Consider the following 19,192-nt stretch of genomic DNA (forward strand, 5'->3'; position numbering starts at 1 on the left):
AACCACCGACACCGGCACCCGCCACCACACCCCACCCACCATCCGGCACCACCCAGCCACAGCAACAAGATCAAACTAAGCTACGTGGCATTGCCGCCGGAGGCGCCCTTGACTGTCGCTCTTGATTTTGACTGTGGCTTTTGACTGTCGCAGTAGACGAAACCACCCGCCCACACCACCGCCGCCCACGCCCCGGCCACCCACAAACCAGTCAGAAGCGCCGTTTTTGCCAGCTACCGGAACCGGTGGGAAGAGGGCTGGAAACCGCCAGGCCAAGAGCAGGTTACCGGGCGATTGTCACAGACCACTGATATACGAGTGAGATATGAGGTGTGACATAGTGCTGCGCGGGGCGTACTCGACGCGCTCCACAGCATCGAAGGGCAAATCATGAACAAGGGCATCAAACTGCTGGCGGCGGGCATCCTGTCCGTCGCGCCGGTGGCGGCCTCCGCAGCCGCCGCGTCGGCCGAGGCGAACCCGACCGCGACGACCTGCAGCCCCTGGAAGCTCAGCGGGGTCCGCTACATCCAGGCCTGTGTGGACGTCACCGGAACGCAGGTGCACACCTACGGCTTTGTCAGCACCCCCGGCGACACCGCCTACTCCACCAACGCGACCATCACCGGCCGCGACGAGACCGCGGGCACCTTCCTCGGCTACCAGCCGAGCGTCGGCGTGCCCACGCAGAACTCCACCGTCCTCGTCGACGGGTCGACCGTGACGGTGCCGGCCGGCAGCAGGGTGCACTCGACGGTGTTCCTGCCCGGTGTCGCCGGTACCGGGACGCTGGTCGGCCCGGACCAGGCCTACTACCACGACCCCGACGTTCCTTCGGGCCCGCAAGGCGTGCCGGGGACGCCTCAGACGGTGACCGAGCAGATCACCGCCTGGGCCACGGTCAACGGCTGACCGTGTTGTCCGCGACCGGCTGAGTCAGCAGCCCGCGACCGCCTCCCTGTCTTCCGGGAGGCGGTCGCTTCGTTTTTCCTAGCTTCCTACCGGCACCTGGCACCGGCTTCTAACCGATCAGTACTGCGCGGAGATGCTCACTCCGCTGAACGCCGTCACCGCGTACAGACTGATGTACCGGTACCCGGCGGTCTGGTTCGTCACGGTGATGCTCTGTCCGTTCACGTTGGCGGCCGCCTGCGCGGTGTGGGTCTGGTTCGTGGCCCAGGTGTCCGGGTCGTAGAGCAGCTCCGCGGTGCCGGTGCCGCCGCTGGCCGTGACGGTCAGGGTCTGCTGTCCGGCGGGCAGGTAGATCCACAGATAGTCGTAGTCGCCCGCCTTCTCCGACTGGCCGCCGCGCGAGCAGCCACGGCCCAGTTCCTGCCGGTTGGCCGAGGTGCACGGCGGGGTCACCGTGACGTACTGCGTGGACGTCGAGGCCAGCCCCTTGGCGTCGTCGACGGTCAGTGCGATGGCGTAGGTGCCCGGCGCGCTGAAGGTGTGGGTGGGAGTGGGGCCGTCGGTGTCGGAGGTGGTGTTGTCGCCGTAGCTCCAGTGGATGCGGGTGACGGAGCTCCCGGTGTCGGTCGAGGTGTCGGACAGGTGCACCGACAGGCCGTGGACGGTCGCGGTGAAGGCGGAGGTCGGCGCGCCCGGGACCAGGCAGGCGCCGGCGGCGCAGGCGTCGAGCCAGGTGTCGAAATCGGCGTCGTAGGCGGTGCCGATGGAGTTGTAGACCTGGTATCCGCCCTGGAAGTCGCCGACGCGGAAGTGGGCGAGCATGGCCTGGACGAGGTCGGGGTGCTTCTCGAGCATGTAGCGCGTGGCCAGGTAGCCCCACACGTACGTGCGGTCGTTGGTGCTGTTGTCGTACGTGGTCTGGAACAGGGTGCTCAGCGCGAACGTGTGCTGACCGGCCTCGGCGATCGACTGGGTGTTGTTGATCCCGCGGTAGGTGTAGGAGTTGTACTCCGCCTCGCCTTCGACCCACCAGATGTCGGGAACGGTCATCTCCTGCGTGAAGTCGCCCTTCATCTCATAGGCGGCTTGCAGCAGGTGTGTGTACTCGTGGTTCAGGTTCCAGATGCTCGCCGGGAAGCCGTCGCCGGGGAACTTGATGTACATGATCGAGATCGGCGTGTTGCCCGGGTCGGTCGGAGTGCCGCCCAGCGTGATCCCGCCGTTGTCGGTGCCGTTGCCGAACAACGCCGTGGAGTACATGGTGTAGGCCCACTTGGTGGCGAAGACGGCGAGCCTGATGGTGGTCTCGTACTGCCCGGGGATCGGACCGTTGTCCTTGGTCAAGGCGTGGTAGTACGTGTCCTCGCCCTCCACGCTCGTGCAGGCGGCGTTCAGGTCCGAGGCGGACATCGCGTAGGTCAGGAAGGTGCGGTTCGAGCCGCAGGCGTAGGTCGTCGGCAGGATGGTCGACTGCAGGGTGGTGAGGTAGTCGCAGACGTTGAAGCTGCCGCATTCCGCGCCGTCCACGTAGTTCGCGACGATCGCCACGCGCAGCCAGATCGGTCCGCTCGGACCGGACAGCGGCGAGGTGCTCACCAGGTTCGCGGCCAGCGGGCGCACCACGGGCTGCAACGCCGGGGTGTCCAGAAAGCGCACGGTCTCGGCGGCGGCATTGGTGTCCAGCGCGTAGTTCGCCCCGGCGAGCAGGTCCTTGTGCTTCAGCGCGAAGGAGTCCAGCGCGGAGATGATGGCCGGGTGCGCGGTGACCGCGGCGATGTACGCGGGGAAGAAGTGGCCCCGGTAGACCGGGTAGAACACGGCGTTCACCGCCGCGTCCATGCTCGGGTAGGCGTCGTAAGAGCTGTTGTAGCCGTTCAGAACCCGCGCGTAGGCGCTCAGGTAGCGTGCCTGGTTATCGGAGCTGTCGCTCAGGGTTATGACATTGCCGAGGACGTCGCCGTTGATCGCGCTGACGTCACGGGAACGGGCCGTGGAGAAGAACGCGTCCAGACCGGCTTGGACCGGCGTGGCGAGGTCCTGGCCGTACGTCCCGACGGCGGCGGCGTTGTTGTACTGCACGTAGTATCCGGCGGTCAGGAAGAGGCCGAGCTGCCAGATGCCTTGTGTGTCGTCGCCGTGGTAGGTCTTCGCCGCCTGGCTGAACGCGTCGGCCACGGCCACCATCTGCGCGTCGCCGAAGACCGCGGCGGCGTCGGTGCCGGCCAGGTTGTACAGGGTATTGATACAGTCGGTGCTGGACGCCTCGACGTATGCGGCCAGCGCACTGCCGCTGCGACTGCCGAAATCGGCCGCGGTGCAGGACTGCGTGCCCGCTGATGGCGCTGCGGTAGTTGCAGTGTGCGCGGCGTCCGGGCCGGCCGGCCCGGAGCGGGCAGTCGCCGCCAGCGACGTGGCCGCGCCGATCGCGACCGGCGGGCTGGCCGGTGACAGCGTGACGCGGGTGCCGTCTTCCGGCCGGCTTTGATCTGCCGACGACTCAGTACTCGCAGTACTCGCAGTACTCGCAGTACTCGCAGTGCCCGCAGCACTCGCAGCACTCGCAGTATTCGGCGCCGGCGCGGCGGGCGCGGCGGCGCTCGCCGGCCCGGCGGCCATCCCGAGCGTCACGGCGCTGATCGCGAGGCCCGCGGCCAGGATTCTGGGCAGGGCGGATCGGTGGCGCATCCAGGGCTCCTTCGTGAAAGGCGGGGGCGTCCGGCGGAACGGCCGCGAGACGTGCCAAGAAGCTCTCACCGGCGCGCGGTGCTGACAACGGATCACGCGATAGAGCTACGGCGCCCGCGCGATAACACTTCCGCCCGATCCGAGCCGTGGGGACGAGTCCTTGACAGTGCTATGTGACATCACTAGCTTGCGTTTCGAACGTGTTTAAGACTGCTGATATCTGAGTGGAATTGTCGGAAGGTGAGAGCAACACCGAGGTCGAGGAGAAGACGACATGCCCAAAATCCGCAGCATCCTGCTGGCCGTGGCCCTGGTGGCCGCGCCGCTGACCGGGATCGGCGCCACGGCGCCGCCGGCATCGGCACTGGCGAACGGCCTGGCACTGACCCCGCCGATGGGGTGGAACGACTGGAACGCCTTCGGCTGCGCCGTGAGCGCGCAGCTGGTGGAGCAGACCACTGACAAGCTGGTCAGCTCCGGGCTGGCCGCCGACGGTTACAACTACGTCAACATCGACGACTGCTGGATGGCGCCGAACCGCGACTCCGCCGGGAACCTGGTCCCGGACCCGGTGAAGTTCCCCGACGGCATCAAAGCCGTCGCCGACTACGTCCACGCCAAGGGGCTCAAGCTCGGCATCTACGAGACGGCCGGCACCAACACCTGCGCCGGATTCCCGGGCAGCCTCGGCCACGAGACGCAGGATGCGAACACCTTCGCGGCCTGGGGTGTGGACTACCTCAAGTACGACAACTGCAACAACCAGGGAGTCCCGTCGCAGCAGCGCTATCGCGCGATGGGGACCGCCCTGGCCGCGACCGGCCGGCCCATCGTCTACAGCCTGTGCAGCTGGGGCACCGAGGACGTGGCGTCCTGGGGCGGCTCGGTCGGCAACCTGTGGCGCACCACCGGGGACATCAGCGCCGGCTACGGCAGCATGCTGTCGAACTTCCACACCAACGTGGCACTGGCCGCCGACGCCGGGCCCGGCGCGTGGAACGACCCGGACATGCTCGAGGTCGGCAACGGCATGAGCGCGGTGGAGGACCAGACCGAGTTCACGCTGTGGGCCGAGATGGCCGCGCCGCTGATCTCCGGCACCGACCTGCGCACGGCGAGCGCGAACACTCTGCGCATCCTGGGGAACCGGCAGGTCATCGCGGTCGACCAGGACGCACTCGGCCGACAGGGCACTGAGATCAGCAGCTCCGGCGGGTTGGACGTGCTGGCCAAGCCGTTGTCCGACGGCAGCGTCTCGGTGGTGCTGTTCAACGAGAACGCCGCGCCGGCCACCATCTCCACCACGGCCGCCGCGGCCGGCCTGGCCGCCGGCGCGAAGGGCGGCTACTCCCTGCAGGACCTGTGGACCGGCCGCAGCACGGTCAGCGGCGGCGTCATCAGCGCCGCGGTACCCGGCCACGCCGCGGTGATGTACAAGGTGACGCCGGCCAAGCACACGCTGCCGCCGAGCACGACGCTGCTCACCACGCTGCCGAGCGTGGGCGCCGGCCAGTCCGGGACCGCGTACTCGTACTTCACGAACAACGGTGTCGCCGCGGTCAGCGACGTCACCCTCGGCATGAAGCTGCCGGCCGGCTGGACCGCCAAGCCGCTGACCGCCACCCGCTTCGGCAAGGTCACCCCCGGGCACATGGCGATCTCCGCCTTCCGCCTGACCGCCCCGGCGACCCTGACCCAGCCGATCCAGACCGCGCAGATCGACGGCACGGAGACCGACCACTGGAGCGGCGGATCCGAGTCGTCCGCCTCGGCCGGCACCGTCCAGCTGGTCAACCCGCCGACCGCCCCGTACAAGGCGTTCACCAGCACCACCGCGCAGATGGGCCAACTCGGCAACGCCGTCTCGATCGTCGGCGCCGGAGCCGACGCCTGGGGCACCACCGACGAGTACAGCTCGGTCTACCGCCCCGGCGCCGAACACGACGGCTCCACCACCGTCGTCGAGGTCACCGCACAGGCCGCCACCAGCAACTGGGCCAAGGCCGGGATCATGGTCCGCGACGACATCACCGGCGTGGACAGCTCCCCGGGCTACGCGATCCTGGCGGTCACCCCCGGCAACGGCTACGTGCTGCAGTGGGACAGCACCGGCAGCGGCCACCTGGACAGCAACAGCTCACCGTCGAACTCCGGACTCGGGTCGGCCGCCTACCCGTCCTGGCTCAAGCTCGTCCGCTCCGGCTCCACCTTCACCGGCTACTACTCCACCGACGACATCACCTGGACCGAGGTCGGGACCGCAACCCTGCCCGGCGTCAACGCCACCCAGGACGTCGGCACGTTCATGACAGCGCACAACGAGGGTTCGGGGGATAGTGGCGAGGTCGACTTCGCGGGGTTCGCCACTTCGTGAGGTCGTGACGTCGTGACGTCGTGAGTTCGTGAGCCCGTGACGATCCGCAGGCCCGCCGCGGTGGCTTCGGCCGCCGTGGCGGGCTCATCGGATCGCCACCCGACCATGCAGCAAGACCGGCACCGCGACCAGAGCCGTCGCGCCGGCGACGAGCAGCACCCCGGCCAGCACCCGGCGGCCGCGGGGCCCGGTGTGGCGGGCGGCCAGCCAGCACAGGACGAACGCGGCCGGCGCCAGCACCGCGTCGTGCAGCAGGACGCCGCCCGCGAGCCACGCGGCCACGTTCCCGGGGTGCCGGATCGCCGGCTCGGTCAGCAGTCCGGCCGCCCCGTAGACCAGCACCGCCGCTCCGAGCAGGATCGTGGAGAAACGCAGGACTCTCATACGATCGCCTCCATCCGTCGGACCCACTTGGTCTGGAGCACGCCCGGGCGGTTCGGCACGATGATCCGCGCAGGATACCCGTGGTCGAGGGTCAGGGTCTGGCCGTTGAGCCGCAGGGCCAGCAGCGCGGCGGGATCGCGCACATACTCGCGCTCCATGACCATCACCGCGTACGCGCCGTTCTCCTCCATCGAGACCACGCGGACGTCGGCGTCGTGCGGGATCCCGGCCATGTCCATCAGGTCACTGATGCGGACGCCCTGCCAGTGCGCGTCCACCGACCAGCCCTCGACGCAGGCGATCGGCAGCGTGGCCGAGGTCTGGGGCAGTGCGGCCAGCTCCTGCCTGCTGAGACTGAGCTGCCGGGTGCCGCCGTCCACCTGCAGTCGCCAGTCCGCCGTCACGGCGGCCTCGGTGATCCCGGCCTGCCCGGCCGTGCGGTTGACCGGCACGCCGAGCTCGCCGACCCCGATGTCGCGCGGGGACAGCACCGACACCGGCCGCAGGCTGTCGACGGACTGCCCGACCGTGGCCACGGTCACCGTCCCGGCCGCGACGGCGGTCGTGGCGATGAACGCCCGGCGGGAGACGCCGTCCCGCCGTTCCTCGACGTCCCGCACCTGGGCCTGCGGCAGCTCCTTCTTCGGGTTCCGGTAGCCGCGGGCGATGGCCGGCGCCTTCACCCCCAGGTGCACGACGAGCGCCCCGACGGTGATCCACGCGACCCGATAGTGGGTCTGGATGAACGGGAACTGGTTGCCCCACACGTACCACTGCGCGGAGTTGAGCAGCCCGGTGACGAGCTCGAAGATCGCCCCCGCGACGAGGACCAGGATGCTCAGCCGTTCCAGGGCGTGGGCGACCGACTTCAACGGCGGCCACGCGAACAGCCTGGGGTACACGGTCCACAGCTTGGCCAGCAACAGCGGGATCGCGGCGGTACCGCTGGCCACGTGCAGTCCCTGCGTGAACCGGTAGCCCCAACTGGGCCGGGTCGGCAGATGATGCGCCAGCCAGGACGGCGGATGCTGGAGGACATGGCTGATCAGCCCCGTGACGAAGGCGGCGGCGAACGCGACGCCGAGCGCGGTGCCGATCAGGGTCGCGGTGCGCTCGTCATGCAGGCGGCTGCGGAAGCGCGGCAGCGGCGGTCGTCTCAGGATGGAGACCAGGTCCTTGGGAATGGCCTTGGGATTGGGTTTGCGCACGGCACCAGGAAACCGCTTGCACGGGCCCCGGCCCATGCTTCGACTCCTTACGAAGTGATGACGCCACCAGCCCCGTGATCAGGTCTTACAGACTGATGACAGCTCGGCGCGGTCCCTGCTGCCCGCACCGCTGTCTCAGCCATGGTGATCCCCATGAAGACGGGAATCGCCCCTGAGCCGCCACCCCACCGACCGCACCGGTACCGCACCGGCGCCGCGCTGGCGGTCCTGACCGCTCTGGTCGCGGGAACAGCCGTCGTGGTCCGGCTGCCCGTCGGCTCGCCGTGGTCGCGCGGGACACTGGGGTTCACCCTGCTGGCCGCTCTGTTCCTGCTCTACCTGAGCGGAGCGTGGCTTGTCAGGTCCCTGAACCGGGCCTGGGCCACGGCGCTGATGCTCGGCGGCGCGGCGGCGATGCAGCTCGCGGCGCTGACCGCGCGCCCTCGGTACTCCGACGACCTGTACCGGTACGTTTGGGACGGCCGGGTCCAGGCACACGGCATAGACCCCTACCGATACGTCCCGGTCTCCTCCCACCTGGCAGGCCTGCGCACGCCGGATCTCTTCCCGGCCACCGCCGGCCCCGGACACTGTGTGACATCGGGCCCTGACATCACCGCGGGCTGCACCCTGCTCAACCGGCCGCTCGTGCACACGATCTACCCGCCGGTCGCGCAGGCCTACTTCTGGGCCGTGCACTGGTCGGGGCCGCGCGGCGTGCAGGTGTTCGCCGCGATCGCGGCCGTGGTGGTCGCCGCCCTGCTCATCCGCGGTCTGCCCGGGCTGGGCGCGGACCCGCGGCAGGCCGTGCTGTGGGCCTGGTGCCCGCTGGTCGCGATCGAGGCCGGCAACAACGGGCACGTGGACGTGGTCGCCATGGTTCTCACCGCCGCCGCGCTGCTGGTCCTCGGAACCCGCCGCACGCTGACCGCGACCCGGGCGGCGGTCGGGGGTGCCGTGCTGGGACTGGCGGTGGCCACGAAGTTGACACCGGCGCTTCTGCTGCCCTCGGCGATCCGTCGGCGTCCGCTGCCGTTGCTCGCCTCGCTGTCCGGTGTCGTGGCAGCCGTCTACCTCCCGCACGTGGCGGCGGTCGGCGGCGGCGTCTCCGGATTCCTCAGCGGCTACCTGGACCAGGAGGGCTACGACAGCGGCAAGCGGTTCGCCGTCCTGGACCTTGTCCTGCCGACGTCCTGGGCCACGCCGGCCGCGCTCGTCGTCCTCGCCGCCACCGCGGTGCTGGTGTGGTGGTACGCCGATCCCGTCCGGCCGTGGCACGGCGCGGTGGTCATGACCGGGGTCGCCCTGCTCGTCGCGGCACCGGGCTACGCCTGGTACGCAGAGCTGCTCGTCCTGCTGGTCGCCTTCGGCGGCCGCTCGGCCGTTCCCTGGCTCGCTGTGCCGTTCGCCGGGTACGCCGGACAGATCGGGGTGAACCTCGCAGGGAGCTACGGCGTGGCAGCCCTCTTCGTTACCGGAGCGTGGCTGGTGCGGCGGCGCGCGGCTTCGAGCGCGGCGCGCGTCCCGGTTACGGTCTCCGCCGCCGACAACGCCAACGCCGACGCCAACGCCGACGCCGGAGCCGAGAGCTCGGTCCTGATCGACGTGATCCTGCCGTGCCTGGACGAGGCCGCGGCACTGCCGTTCGTGCTGGGACGCATGCCCGCGCGGTACCGGGCGATCGTCGTCGACAACGGCTCCGGCGACGGGTCGCCCGAGCTCGCCGCGCGGCTCGGCGCCGTCGTCGTCCACGAGCCGCGCCGCGGGTTCGGCGCAGCCTGCCACGCCGGGCTGCTCGCCGCTACCGCCGAAGTCGTCTGCTTCCTGGACTGCGACGGCTCCTTCGACCCGGCCGACCTGCCCAAGGTGACCGGGCCCGTGCTGGCCGGGCAGGCCGACTTGTTCCTCGGGCAGCGCCGGCCGACGTCCCGGGGCGCCTGGCCGCCGCACGCCCGGCTCGCCAACCGGCTGCTCGCGCACCGGATCCGCCGCACGACCGGCGTGGCGCTGCGCGATCTGGGGCCGATGCGCGCGGCACGGCGGACGGCCCTGCTGGAGCTGGAGATCACCGACCGGCGGTTCGGCTACCCGCTGGAGATGGTGCTCAAGGCCGCCGACGCCGGCTGGCACATCGGCCAGACCGACGTCCCCTACGCGCCGCGCACCGGGAAGTCGAAGGTCACCGGAACCGTCGGCGGCACCGTCAAGGCCGTCGCGGACATGCGCAAGGTCTGGAAGGCGGCCACCGGATGAGCACTCTGATCGTCATCGCCAAGACCCCGGTGCCCGGCCGGGTCAAGACCAGGCTGACTCCGCCGTTCACTCCCCCGCAGGCCGCCGCGCTCGCCGAGGCCGCCTTGGAGGACACCCTGCGGGCCGTCCTCGAAACCGACGTCGAGCACCGGCTGCTGGTCCTGGACGGTGCGCCGCGCGCGCCGTGGCAGCGGGACTTCACGGTGCTGCCGCAGGTCCCGGGCACCCTCGACCGGCGCCTGGCCGCCGCGTTCGCCCAGGCGGCGCTCCGCGATCCCGGTCCGGTCCTGCTCGTCGGGATGGACACGCCGCAGATCACCGCCGGCCTGCTCCGGTCGTGCCTGCCCGGCGCCGAGGACGCCACGCTCGGCCTCGCCGACGACGGCGGGTTCTGGTGTCTGGGGTTCCGAAAGCCGCGCTCGCAGGATCTGCAGGCGCACCTGCTCGGCGTCCCGATGTCCACCGACCATACCGGCCGTGACCAGCTTGGCCGGCTCCGGGCCGGCGGACTGCGCGTGCGGTTGGTGCCGACACTGCGCGACGTCGACACGGTCGAGGACGCGGAGCATGTCGCCGCCCTGGTTCCGCGGTCGCGGTTCGGCGTCCGCTTCAGGACCCTGCGACGCTTCGACGCCCCGGCCGGCGCGGGAAGCCACCGATGACCGCGATCGACCAGGCCTGGACCGGGAGCCGCGCCTATGCCGAAGCCCTCAGCGGCCCGGGACGCCCGCTGGTGCTGCGTACCAGCACCGGCCGGACCCTGGAGTTGGACGCGGCGCGCTTCACCGCGCCGCCGGACCCGGTGGACCGCGCGGTGCTCGACCGCTGCCAGGGCCCGACGCTCGACCTGGGCTGCGGGCCCGGCCGGCTGGTCGCCGAGCTGGCCCGGCGCGGCATCCCGGCCCTGGGCGTCGACGTGGCCCCGGCCGCGGTGCTGCTGGGCCGCGCGGCGGGGGCGACGGTGCTGCGGCGCAGCGTCTTCGGCCGGCTCCCGGGCGCGGGCCGGTGGCCCCATGCCCTGCTGATGGACGGCAACATCGGGATCGGCGGCGACGCGGCGGCCCTGCTGGCCCGGGTCCGGGGCCTGATCCGGCCCGGCGACGGGGAGCTGGTGGTGGAGACCGAGGCCGAGGACGTCCACGAGAACCACGTCGTCACCTTCGAGACCGGGGGCGAGCCGTTCGGCTGGACCCGGATCGGGACCGAGGCGCTGGCCGCGGTGGCCGCCGGCATCGGCCTGCGCAGCATCGCCCAGTGGTCGGCCGGCGGGCGGCGCTTCGTCGCCTTGGCCACCGCATGAGAACGAACCGCACCGAGGCCGGGCGCGAGCCCGGCGGGCAGGAGATACGAACCCTGATGAGAATCCTGGTCACCGGCGCCGCCGGGTTCATCGGATCGCACATCGTGGCGGCGCTGCTCGCCGCCGGCCACGAGGTCGTGGCCCTGGACGCGCTGCTGCCGGCCGTCCACCCGGATCCGGTCGCGGCCCGGAGCCGGCTGCCCGCCCCGGTCCGGCTGATCGAGGCCGACGTCCGGGACCCCGTCGCGGTCGCCGAGGCCCTGGTCGGCATCGACGCGGTCTGCCACCAGGCAGCGATGGTCGGACTCGGCGTGGATCTCGACGACGCGCCGCTCTACGCCGGCTGCAACGACCTCGGCACGGCGGTGCTGCTCTCGCAGATGGCCCGGGCCGGCACCCGACGCCTCGTGCTGGCTTCGTCGATGGTCGTCTACGGCGAGGGGCGCTACGACTGCCCGCAGCACGGCCCGGCCGCCGCCGCGCCGCGCCGGGAGTCCGATCTGGCCGCCGGCCGGTTCGAACCGGACTGCCCGCACTGCGGCGAGCGGCTGGTACCGGGCCTCGTCGAGGAGACGGCGGGGATGGACCCCCGCAACGTCTACGCCGCGACCAAGGCCGCCCAGGAATTCCTGGCCTCGGCCTGGGCGAGGGCGTGCGGCGGAAAGGTGGCCGCGCTGCGCTACCACAACGTCTACGGCCCCAGGATGCCGCGCGACACGCCCTACGCCGGCGTGGCGGCGATCTTCCGCTCGGCGCTGGCGGCCGGCCGCGCCCCGCTGGTGTTCGAGGACGGCGGCCAGCGCCGCGACTTCGTCCACGTCCGCGACATCGCCACCGCCAACGTCGCGGCCCTGGACTGGACGTCCGCCGCACCGGCCGGAACCTTCCGGGCCTTCAACGCCGGCAGCGGCACCCCGCACACCGTCGGCGAACTGGCGGCCGGCCTGGCTGCCGCCGTGGGCGGGCCGGCGCCGCGGAACACCGGACAGTACCGGCTGGGGGACGTGCGGCACGTCACCGCGTCCAACCGGCGATTGCGCGAGGAACTGGGGTGGGCTCCGATGGTCGGCTTCGCCGAGGGACTCAAGGAGTTCGCGAATGACGCCCGCTGACGCCCGGCTCGCGGCGCTCCCCCTCGTGGACGATCCGTACCAGCGCGCACGCGATGCCGCCGACCAGCTCGTCGCTCTCGCCGGACCGCACGATCTCGCGGTCGTGCTCGGCTCGGGATGGTCGGAGACGGTCGACGCGCTCGGCCCGGCGGAGCATGAGATCCTGTATACGAAGCTCCCCGGATTCAGTGCTCCGACAGCGGTCGGACACAGCGGCCGGCTGCGGTCCGTCGTGATCGGCGGACACCGTGTCCTGATTCTGTCCGGACGCACTCATCTTTACGAAGGCCGCGGTGTCGGCGCCGTCGTGCACGCGGTACGGACCGCTGTCGCCGCCGGCTGCGGAACAGTCCTGCTCACCAATGGAAGCGGCGGCCTGCGCGCCGATCTGCGACCCGGGCAGCCGGTCCTGATCAGCGATCACATCAACCACACCGGCGATTCCCCGCTGCGCGGGGCGACGTTCGTGGACCTGACCGACCTGTACTCGGCACGCCTGCGCCGCCTGGCCCGCACCGCCGCACCCGAGCTGACCGAGGGCACCTACCTCGGACTGCGCGGGCCGCAGTTCGAGACCCCCGCCGAGATCCGGATGTTCCGCGGCTGGGGCGCCGACCTCGTAGGCATGTCCACCACGCTGGAGGCCATCGCGGCCCGGGAAGCCGGCGCCGAGGTGCTCGGCATCTCGCTGGTCACCAACCTCGCCGCGGGCATGACCGGCGAGCCGCTGTCCGCCCAGGAGGTCATCGCGACCGGCGAGGCCGCGGCGGGCCGGCTCGGCGGCCTGCTGCACGCGGTCATCACAGGAGCCTGATGGCCTGTTCGGGCCCTGGCATCGGTGCCCCGGTCATGAACTCAATCCAGGAGCGCTGGCACCGATCGCGGTGGTCGGCCCCGGCCCTGGCCCCGGCGCCGGGGCGACGCACATCGCCCCGGCGCCGCTCTCGGCTACCGCTTCGCCGCCGCGGCACCGCACGCGGAGTTCGTCACCACGACGTAGCCGCTGAACGTGCCCCACGACGAGCGCTCACCGGCGCAGTCGACGAAGATCTGGCCGACGACGGTGGTGTGGGCCGGGCTGGAGTAGTAGGTGGTGGTGCAGGCGTAGTCCGCTTTGCACGCCGCGTAGGCGTGCGCCGGCGCCGTCGAGAAGGCGACGACAGAGGTGCCGAGGAGCGCGGCGACGGTGAGACGACGGATCAAGACTGCCTCCGGTCAGGAGCGACGAGATGTTCGCCGACTGGTATCAGTACTCTGAATTGTTCGAGTACTGCTGTATGTGCTACCGCCATCGCCGACCGGCCGCAAGAGGGTCGGCCCGAACACCGGGCGGTGCCGGTTTCGGCCTCGCCGGGGCGCGGGAGGCCCACCACCAGCGCCGCGTTCCGGGCCGGGCGTCGCGGGACCCCGCCGGGCCGCCCGGCCGTCCCACGAATGGCCCGGGACCGCCCGGGTGGTCTTCGCCGCCGCCGCGAATCCCGCCGCCGGCCTCGACGGGCACGTCGGAGCCTTCGTTCCCGGCCGCGTTCCCGGCGGCGTCCCGGGCCGGCGGGCCGCGACCTGCGGTTCCCCGTCCCGCCGCACGTCGGGATCGCGGCCAAGGTGGTGGTCATGGCTATCGACCTCAGGCAGACCGCCATCGATCCTGACGTCCCGACCATCCCTCCGACGCGCAACACCCAGGCCGCCCTCCGGGCCGCCCTGGACGACCTCCAGGGCAACATCCTCAAGAGCCACGGCCGCGACCACAGCAGGCATCTCCTCATCACTTTCAAGACCGACACCCCGCAGGCCCGGAAGGCGTCTCGGGACTGGCTCACCTCGCTGGTCCGGCGCGGCTACGTGACCTCGGCACTGGCCCAGTACGGCGAGGCGGCCGGCTACCGCGAGGTGCTCAAGACCGCCCGGGCCGACGGCGCCGTCACGGCGGCCGGCCGCATGGCGATGGTCCTGTCGGTCAGCCCCGCGTTCGTCGGCGCCATGGTGTCGGCCCAGGGGTATCGCGAGCTCCGGCTCGATACCGCGTTCACGCCGGACGACCCGGCGTTCCTCGCCGGCGCGAAGTCCCAAGTGGGCCTGCTCAACGACCCGCCGGTGACGGCGTGGGAGCCGGCCTTCCAGCGCACCCTGCACGCGATGGTCATCGTCGCCGACGACGACCCGGCGCAGCGCATCGACCCGCTCGTCAAGCTGCTCTCCTCGGAGCTGGCCGCGATGGGCGCCGAGGTCGCCGTCGAGTCCGGGACGGCCATGCGGTTCGGCCCGAACGGCGAGCCGCCGACCCCGACGTCGCCGGTCCACGAGCACTTCGGGTTCGCGGACGGGGTGAGCCAGCCGCTGTTCTACGCCCGCGACATCGAGCGGGCGCGGACCCGGAACGGCGGGATCGACGAATACGACCCCAGCGCGCCGCTGAACCAGGTGCTGCTGAAGGACCCGGCCGGCGGCGACGACGGCTACGGCTCCTATTTCGTGTACCGCAAGCTCGAACAGGACGTACCGGGCTTCCACGGCGACGAGGAGGCGCTCGGCCTGGAGATCGCCAAACACGCCGACGCCAAGGCGCACCAGGCGGCGCCCGAGGACGTCGCCCTGGCCGGCGCGTACATGGTGGGCCGGTTCAAGGACGGCACACCGGTGGTCGACCAGCAGCAGGACGGGCTGGTCTCGCTGCCGAACAACTTCGGCTACGACTCCGACGTCGACGGGGTTCGCTGCCCGGTCCAGGCGCACATCCGGAAGACGAACCCGCGCGGCGACAAGCAGCGGCAGTTCGCCGTTCCGCTGACTCAGGAACGCACACAGCGCATCGCGCGCCGCGGCATCAGCTTCGGCCCGGTGACGCTGACCCCCGGCCCCACGGACAAGGTGGGCCTGCTGTTCCTGTGCGCGCAGAGCAGCATCCCGGACCAGTTCGAGTTCATCCAGAAGGCGTGGTCGAACTTCGAGGACTTCCTGCGCCCGGACTGCGGCCTGGACCCGGTGATCGGGCAGCTGCCGTCCGGGGAGTCGCGGGACGAGGCGGTCGCCCAGCCGTGGCCGAAGCAGTACGCATCCCACAACCAGCTTGACGTCTCGCAGGCCCCGCCGAAGCCCACCGATGTGTTCTTCCGGAAGCGGGTCGGCCAGTGGGTGACGATGCGGGGCGGCGAGTACTTCTTCGTCCCCAGTCTGAGCGGTCTGCTGCGATTCGGGGACCTCGGCGAATCACAGGGAACCCGCAAGGGAGCACCGGCATGAGCACCGACATGAGCACCGACATGACGTCCACCCGGCAGGATCCGATCGTCGTCTTCACCGAGCTGTCGGTCGAGCTGACCGGCTACAACCGGGTGGAGCTGGCCGGCACCGGCCTGATCGAGCAGCACTACGACACCCTGCTCCGGCTGATCGGCGAGCGCGAGGCCGGGCACCTGTTGCAGGCCGCCGCGGACGCTCTGGACGCCGATCGCAAGAACCACGACGGCAAGGCGCTGCGGACCCAGGTCGTCGAGAGCAAGCGCTACGGGCCGGTGGTCATCAACCTGATCAAGCTCTGGTACCTCGGCAGCTGGTATCCGCTGCCCGGCTCCTACGCCGACGTCAACGGCTCGACCGCGGACGACGTCGAACACGTCGTGTCCGCGCAGGCCTACCGCGAAGGGCTGGTCTGGAGCGCCGCCGGGGCGCACCCGATGGGGGCCAAGCCGCCCGGCTGGGGGTCCTGGGCCGAAGCGCCCGCACTCCCCTCGCCCTGAACTGTGTGAGGCGTTCCACGACATCTGGAAGTGCTTCTTTAGGAGAACCCTGACATGGAACGGTTCGACATCGTCATCGTCGGCGGCGGCATCGCCGGCGCCACGGTCGCCAAGACGGTCATCGAGAAGGCCGCCGCCCGCCGCCCGGCCCGGCATCCCCGCATCCTGATCCTGGAGGCCGGGCGCGCCACCGCGATGAGCGCCGACAAGTACGACACCTACGTGGAGTCCTACCAGCAGGCGCTCGCCAAGGTCCCCAACTCCCCTTATCCGCCGACCGTCTCCGCGCCGCAGCCGGACGTGCTCGACATCAGCCGCCCGGTGATGGGCCCGGACGGCACCACGAAGATCCCCGCCGACAACGGCTACTTCGTGCAGATGGGCCCGTTGCCGTTCGGCAGCGACTACGCCCGCGCGCTCGGCGGCACCACGCTGCACTGGCTGGGCACCTGCCTGCGGATGCTGCCGAACGACTTCAGGATGCGGTCGGAGTACGGCCGCGGTGTCGACTGGCCGATCACCTATGAGGACCTGAAGCCCTACTACGAGCGCGCCGAGTGGGACATCATCGGGGTGTCGGCGGACGTCGAGCACCAGTACTACCCGGGCATCGGCGACGACCCGGCGACGTACTTCAAGAGCAAGAACACGACCAAGTTCCCCGGCGGGGAGTACCACTTCCCGATGGAGGAGATCCCCAGCAGCTATCTGGACGAGTACCTGGCGAAGAAGTCCGCCGGTCTGGTGGTGAAGCTGAAGGGGGACGACGGCCGGGAGTACAGCTTCCCGATCCGGATCAGCAACACCCCCGTCGGCCGGAACTCCGCGCCGAGCCCGAAGTACCAGCCGGTCGGCGCGGTCGGGAACGCCGACCGCGGGCAGCGCTGCGAGGGCAACTCCAGCTGCATCCCGATCTGCCCGGTGCAGGCCAAGTACAACGCCCTGAAGACGCTGTACGAGCTGATCGTGAAATACCCGGACCGGGACCCGAAGGAGGGCGAGAAGGAGAAGGCGCGGGTCTCGATCCGCAGCCAGTGCGTGGTCTCCAAGGTCGAGCACACGCAGCGTCCTGAGAAACAGGGCACTGTCACCGGGATCACCTACCTCAGGTACTCCGACGACGGCAGCCCGCCGGTGGAGGCGACGGTGACCGCGGACCTGTACGTCCTGGCCGCCAACGCCATCGAGAACGCCACCCTGTTGCTGGCCTCCGAGGCCGCCAACAACAGCGGGGAGGTCGGGCGGAACCTGATGGACCACCCGTTGCTGCTCACCTGGGGCCTGCTGGACGACAGCGCGGGGGCCTACCGCGGACCCGGGTCGACGTCGGGCATCCCGGCCTTCCGGGACGGCCCGTACCGTTCGGAGCGCACCGCGTTCCGGGTCGAGATCGGCAACTGGGGCTGGAACTTCCCGGAGAACGCGCCCTACGACACGGTCCACGACCTGGTCGGCGGGGCCGGCACCGGTACCGCGCAGCTGTACGGCCGACCGCTGCGCAAGCGGCTCGGCGAGATCCTGCCCAAGCAGTTCCGGATCGCCTGGGAGCTGGAGCAGGACCCTGCGCCGGGCAACCGGGTCACCATCGACGAACGGTACAAGGACGCGCTGGGCATGTACCGGCCGGTCATCCACTACGACCTGTCGCCGTACGTCCGCGCCTCGCTGCCGTGGGCCGCCGAGGCCAGCCGGCAGCTGTTCGAGCGGCTCGGCATCGGCGACAAGGTCCAGCGGCCGGAGTACAAGCCCGGCGACTACACGCACTGGGACGCCGGCGACCCGTCGGAGGTGGACTACGAGGGCAAGACCTACTGGGTCCGCGGCGCCGGCCACGTCGTCGGCACGCACCGGATGGGCGAGGACCCGGAGGACTCGGTGGTGGACAGCTACCAGCGGAGCCACGACCTGCCGAACATGTACATCGTCGGCTGCGGCAGCATGCCGACGCTCGGCACGTCCAACCCGACTCTCACCATGACCGCGCTCGCCATCCGCACCGGCGACCACATCGCGGCGCAGCTGAAGGAGAAGAAGGACGCATGAGCGACCAGCCGATGAAGATCCCCACGCTCGCCGACCTGAAGGCCGCGCTCCAGCTGGCCGTCGGCCTGGAACTCAGCACGATCCCGGTGTACCTGACCGGCCTGTACTCCATCCCGGAGGGCCGCAACACCGACGCGGCCCAGACGATCCGCAGCGTCGTCATGGAGGAGATGCTGCACATGACGCTGGCGGCGAACGTGCTGAACGCCATCGGCGAGGTGCCGAGCCCGGAGCCGGTCGACTTCCTGGACCGCAGGCACCTGAGCCCGATCCCGGCCTATCCGCTGGACAGCCCGCTGATCTCCGGGATCGGCACCCTGGAGCTGCTGCCGCTGTCACCGCACGCCGTGGACAACTACGTGCGGATCGAGCATCCGCTGCACGGGGCCGCCACGCTGCAGGCGATCCCCGCCCGGGCCGGCTCCTATCGGACGATCGGCGAGTTCTACCACGCGATCGACATCGCGTTGAAGGACCCGAAGATCTGCCCGGACCAGCTGTTCGAACCGGTGAATCAGGTCCCGGTCAGCGAGTACTACGGCGGCGCCGGCGACGTGGTACGGGTGTCCGACCGCAAGACGGCGCGCGAGGCCGTGCAGAAGATCGTGGAACAGGGCGAGGGGCTGCCCGAGGAGGACCTGCACAAGCCGGCGAAGACGGTCACCGACGCCGACCGGCTCGGCTCGGGCTGGCAGATGTACTCGCACTACGCGCGGTTCCGGGAGATCCAGGCCGGCCGCAAGTTCCGGCCGGACCAGACCGCCGGCGAGACCCCGGCCGGGGCGATGCTGCTGGTCGACTACGACCAGGTCGAGCCGGCCGAGTTCGAGCCGCGCAACGGCGACGGCGGCCCGGAGGCGGTGGCGCTGGACGAGTTCGACCTGGCGTATTCACTGCTGATCGACGCCGTCTACGCCGCGTTCGGCGGCGGCGGTTCGAACCATTCCGAGCCGCCGCTGACCGGGCTCCAGATCGCCGTGCACGCCATGTACGGCTTGAAGAACAAGGCTGTCGCGCTGATGCGCACCCCGAATCCGGAGCGGCCCGGCCGCACCCTGTGCCCGCGGTTCGGCTACGTGGCGATCGGCGGTGACCGGGACAAGCTCGTTCAGCGGGTCGAGGAACACAGCGGACACCGGTGATCCAACGATGAAGCTGAAGCTGAATCGGCGGCCTCCCCGCAC

14 protein-coding genes and 2 pseudogenes are annotated in these 19,192 nt (G+C 70.8%); 12 read left to right on the forward strand and 4 right to left on the reverse strand.

What is annotated here, in order from left to right; all coding sequences use genetic code 11:
- Positions 1–390: 390 nt before the first annotated feature.
- The gene (locus ABH926_RS10305; protein WP_370365202.1) at positions 391–912 is read left to right on the forward strand and encodes a hypothetical protein; all 522 of its coding nucleotides are present in this window, start codon (positions 391–393) and stop codon (positions 910–912) included.
- A gap of 117 nt (positions 913–1,029) precedes the next feature.
- Here ABH926_RS10305 and ABH926_RS10310 read toward each other — a convergent pair whose 3' ends face one another.
- A complete protein-coding gene (locus ABH926_RS10310) occupies positions 1,030–3,597 on the reverse strand; it encodes a collagenase (protein WP_370365203.1) in 2,568 nt (855 codons plus the stop codon).
- A gap of 274 nt (positions 3,598–3,871) precedes the next feature.
- Between ABH926_RS10310 and ABH926_RS10315 the strand changes: the two are divergent.
- A pseudogene (locus ABH926_RS10315) lies at positions 3,872–5,344 on the forward strand (NEW3 domain-containing protein); the annotation flags it as partial.
- A gap of 711 nt (positions 5,345–6,055) precedes the next feature.
- On the opposite strand, the gene ABH926_RS10320 reads toward ABH926_RS10315, so the two are convergent.
- Both ABH926_RS10320 and ABH926_RS10325 read right to left on the reverse strand, forming a co-directional pair.
- A complete protein-coding gene (locus ABH926_RS10320; protein WP_370365204.1) occupies positions 6,056–6,355 on the reverse strand; it encodes a hypothetical protein in 300 nt (99 codons plus the stop codon).
- Positions 6,352–7,563, reverse strand: a complete 1,212-nt coding sequence (locus ABH926_RS10325; protein ID WP_370365205.1) for a molybdopterin-dependent oxidoreductase — start codon at positions 7,561–7,563, stop codon at positions 6,352–6,354. The genes ABH926_RS10320 and ABH926_RS10325 overlap by 4 nt, the downstream gene beginning before the upstream one ends.
- A gap of 414 nt (positions 7,564–7,977) precedes the next feature.
- Between ABH926_RS10325 and ABH926_RS10330 the strand changes: the two are divergent.
- From ABH926_RS10330 to ABH926_RS10355, 6 genes and pseudogenes are all read left to right on the forward strand, one after another.
- Positions 7,978–8,865: pseudogene (locus tag ABH926_RS10330) on the forward strand (glycosyltransferase 87 family protein); the annotation flags it as partial.
- Between the two features lie 297 nt (positions 8,866–9,162).
- Positions 9,163–9,816 carry a glycosyltransferase family 2 protein gene (locus tag ABH926_RS10335; protein ID WP_370365547.1) on the forward strand — a complete coding sequence of 218 codons (654 nt, stop codon included), beginning with the start codon at positions 9,163–9,165 and terminating at the stop codon, positions 9,814–9,816.
- Positions 9,813–10,478 carry a DUF2064 domain-containing protein gene (locus ABH926_RS10340; RefSeq protein ID WP_370365206.1) on the forward strand — a complete coding sequence of 222 codons (666 nt, stop codon included), beginning with the start codon at positions 9,813–9,815 and terminating at the stop codon, positions 10,476–10,478. Before ABH926_RS10335 ends, ABH926_RS10340 begins: the two co-directional genes overlap by 4 nt.
- Positions 10,475–11,116: a class I SAM-dependent methyltransferase gene (locus ABH926_RS10345; RefSeq protein ID WP_370365207.1), complete on the forward strand. Its 642-nt coding sequence runs from the start codon at positions 10,475–10,477 to the stop codon at positions 11,114–11,116. Before ABH926_RS10340 ends, ABH926_RS10345 begins: the two co-directional genes overlap by 4 nt.
- A gap of 56 nt (positions 11,117–11,172) precedes the next feature.
- Entirely contained in the window at positions 11,173–12,228 is a 1,056-nt protein-coding gene (locus ABH926_RS10350; protein ID WP_370365548.1) for an NAD-dependent epimerase/dehydratase family protein, read from the forward strand.
- A complete protein-coding gene (locus ABH926_RS10355; protein WP_370365208.1) occupies positions 12,215–13,042 on the forward strand; it encodes a purine-nucleoside phosphorylase in 828 nt (275 codons plus the stop codon). Before ABH926_RS10350 ends, ABH926_RS10355 begins: the two co-directional genes overlap by 14 nt.
- Before the next feature lie 134 nt (positions 13,043–13,176).
- Here the strand turns inward: ABH926_RS10355 and ABH926_RS10360 are convergent, their stop codons facing one another.
- Positions 13,177–13,431 (reverse strand): DUF6289 family protein, encoded by a 255-nt coding sequence (locus ABH926_RS10360; RefSeq protein WP_370365209.1) that lies wholly within the window; start codon positions 13,429–13,431, stop codon positions 13,177–13,179.
- Between the two features lie 408 nt (positions 13,432–13,839).
- Between ABH926_RS10360 and ABH926_RS10365 the strand changes: the two genes are divergently transcribed.
- From ABH926_RS10365 to ABH926_RS10380, 4 genes are read left to right on the forward strand one after another with little or no spacing between them, the layout of a single operon-like run.
- Complete coding sequence (locus ABH926_RS10365) at positions 13,840–15,468, forward strand: Dyp-type peroxidase (RefSeq protein ID WP_370365210.1); 1,629 nt, start codon at positions 13,840–13,842, stop codon at positions 15,466–15,468.
- Positions 15,465–15,965: a hypothetical protein gene (locus ABH926_RS10370; RefSeq protein ID WP_370365211.1), complete on the forward strand. Its 501-nt coding sequence runs from the start codon at positions 15,465–15,467 to the stop codon at positions 15,963–15,965. Before ABH926_RS10365 ends, ABH926_RS10370 begins: the two co-directional genes overlap by 4 nt.
- Before the next feature lie 54 nt (positions 15,966–16,019).
- Entirely contained in the window at positions 16,020–18,008 is a 1,989-nt protein-coding gene (locus ABH926_RS10375) for a GMC family oxidoreductase (RefSeq protein WP_370365212.1), read from the forward strand.
- The gene (locus ABH926_RS10380; RefSeq protein ID WP_370365213.1) at positions 18,005–19,150 is read left to right on the forward strand and encodes a ferritin-like protein; all 1,146 of its coding nucleotides are present in this window, start codon (positions 18,005–18,007) and stop codon (positions 19,148–19,150) included. Before ABH926_RS10375 ends, ABH926_RS10380 begins: the two co-directional genes overlap by 4 nt.
- Positions 19,151–19,192 lie beyond the last annotated feature (42 nt).

It is taken from the genome of Catenulispora sp. GP43 (assembly GCF_041260665.1).
Classification (GTDB): Bacteria; Actinomycetota; Actinomycetes; order Streptomycetales; family Catenulisporaceae; genus Catenulispora.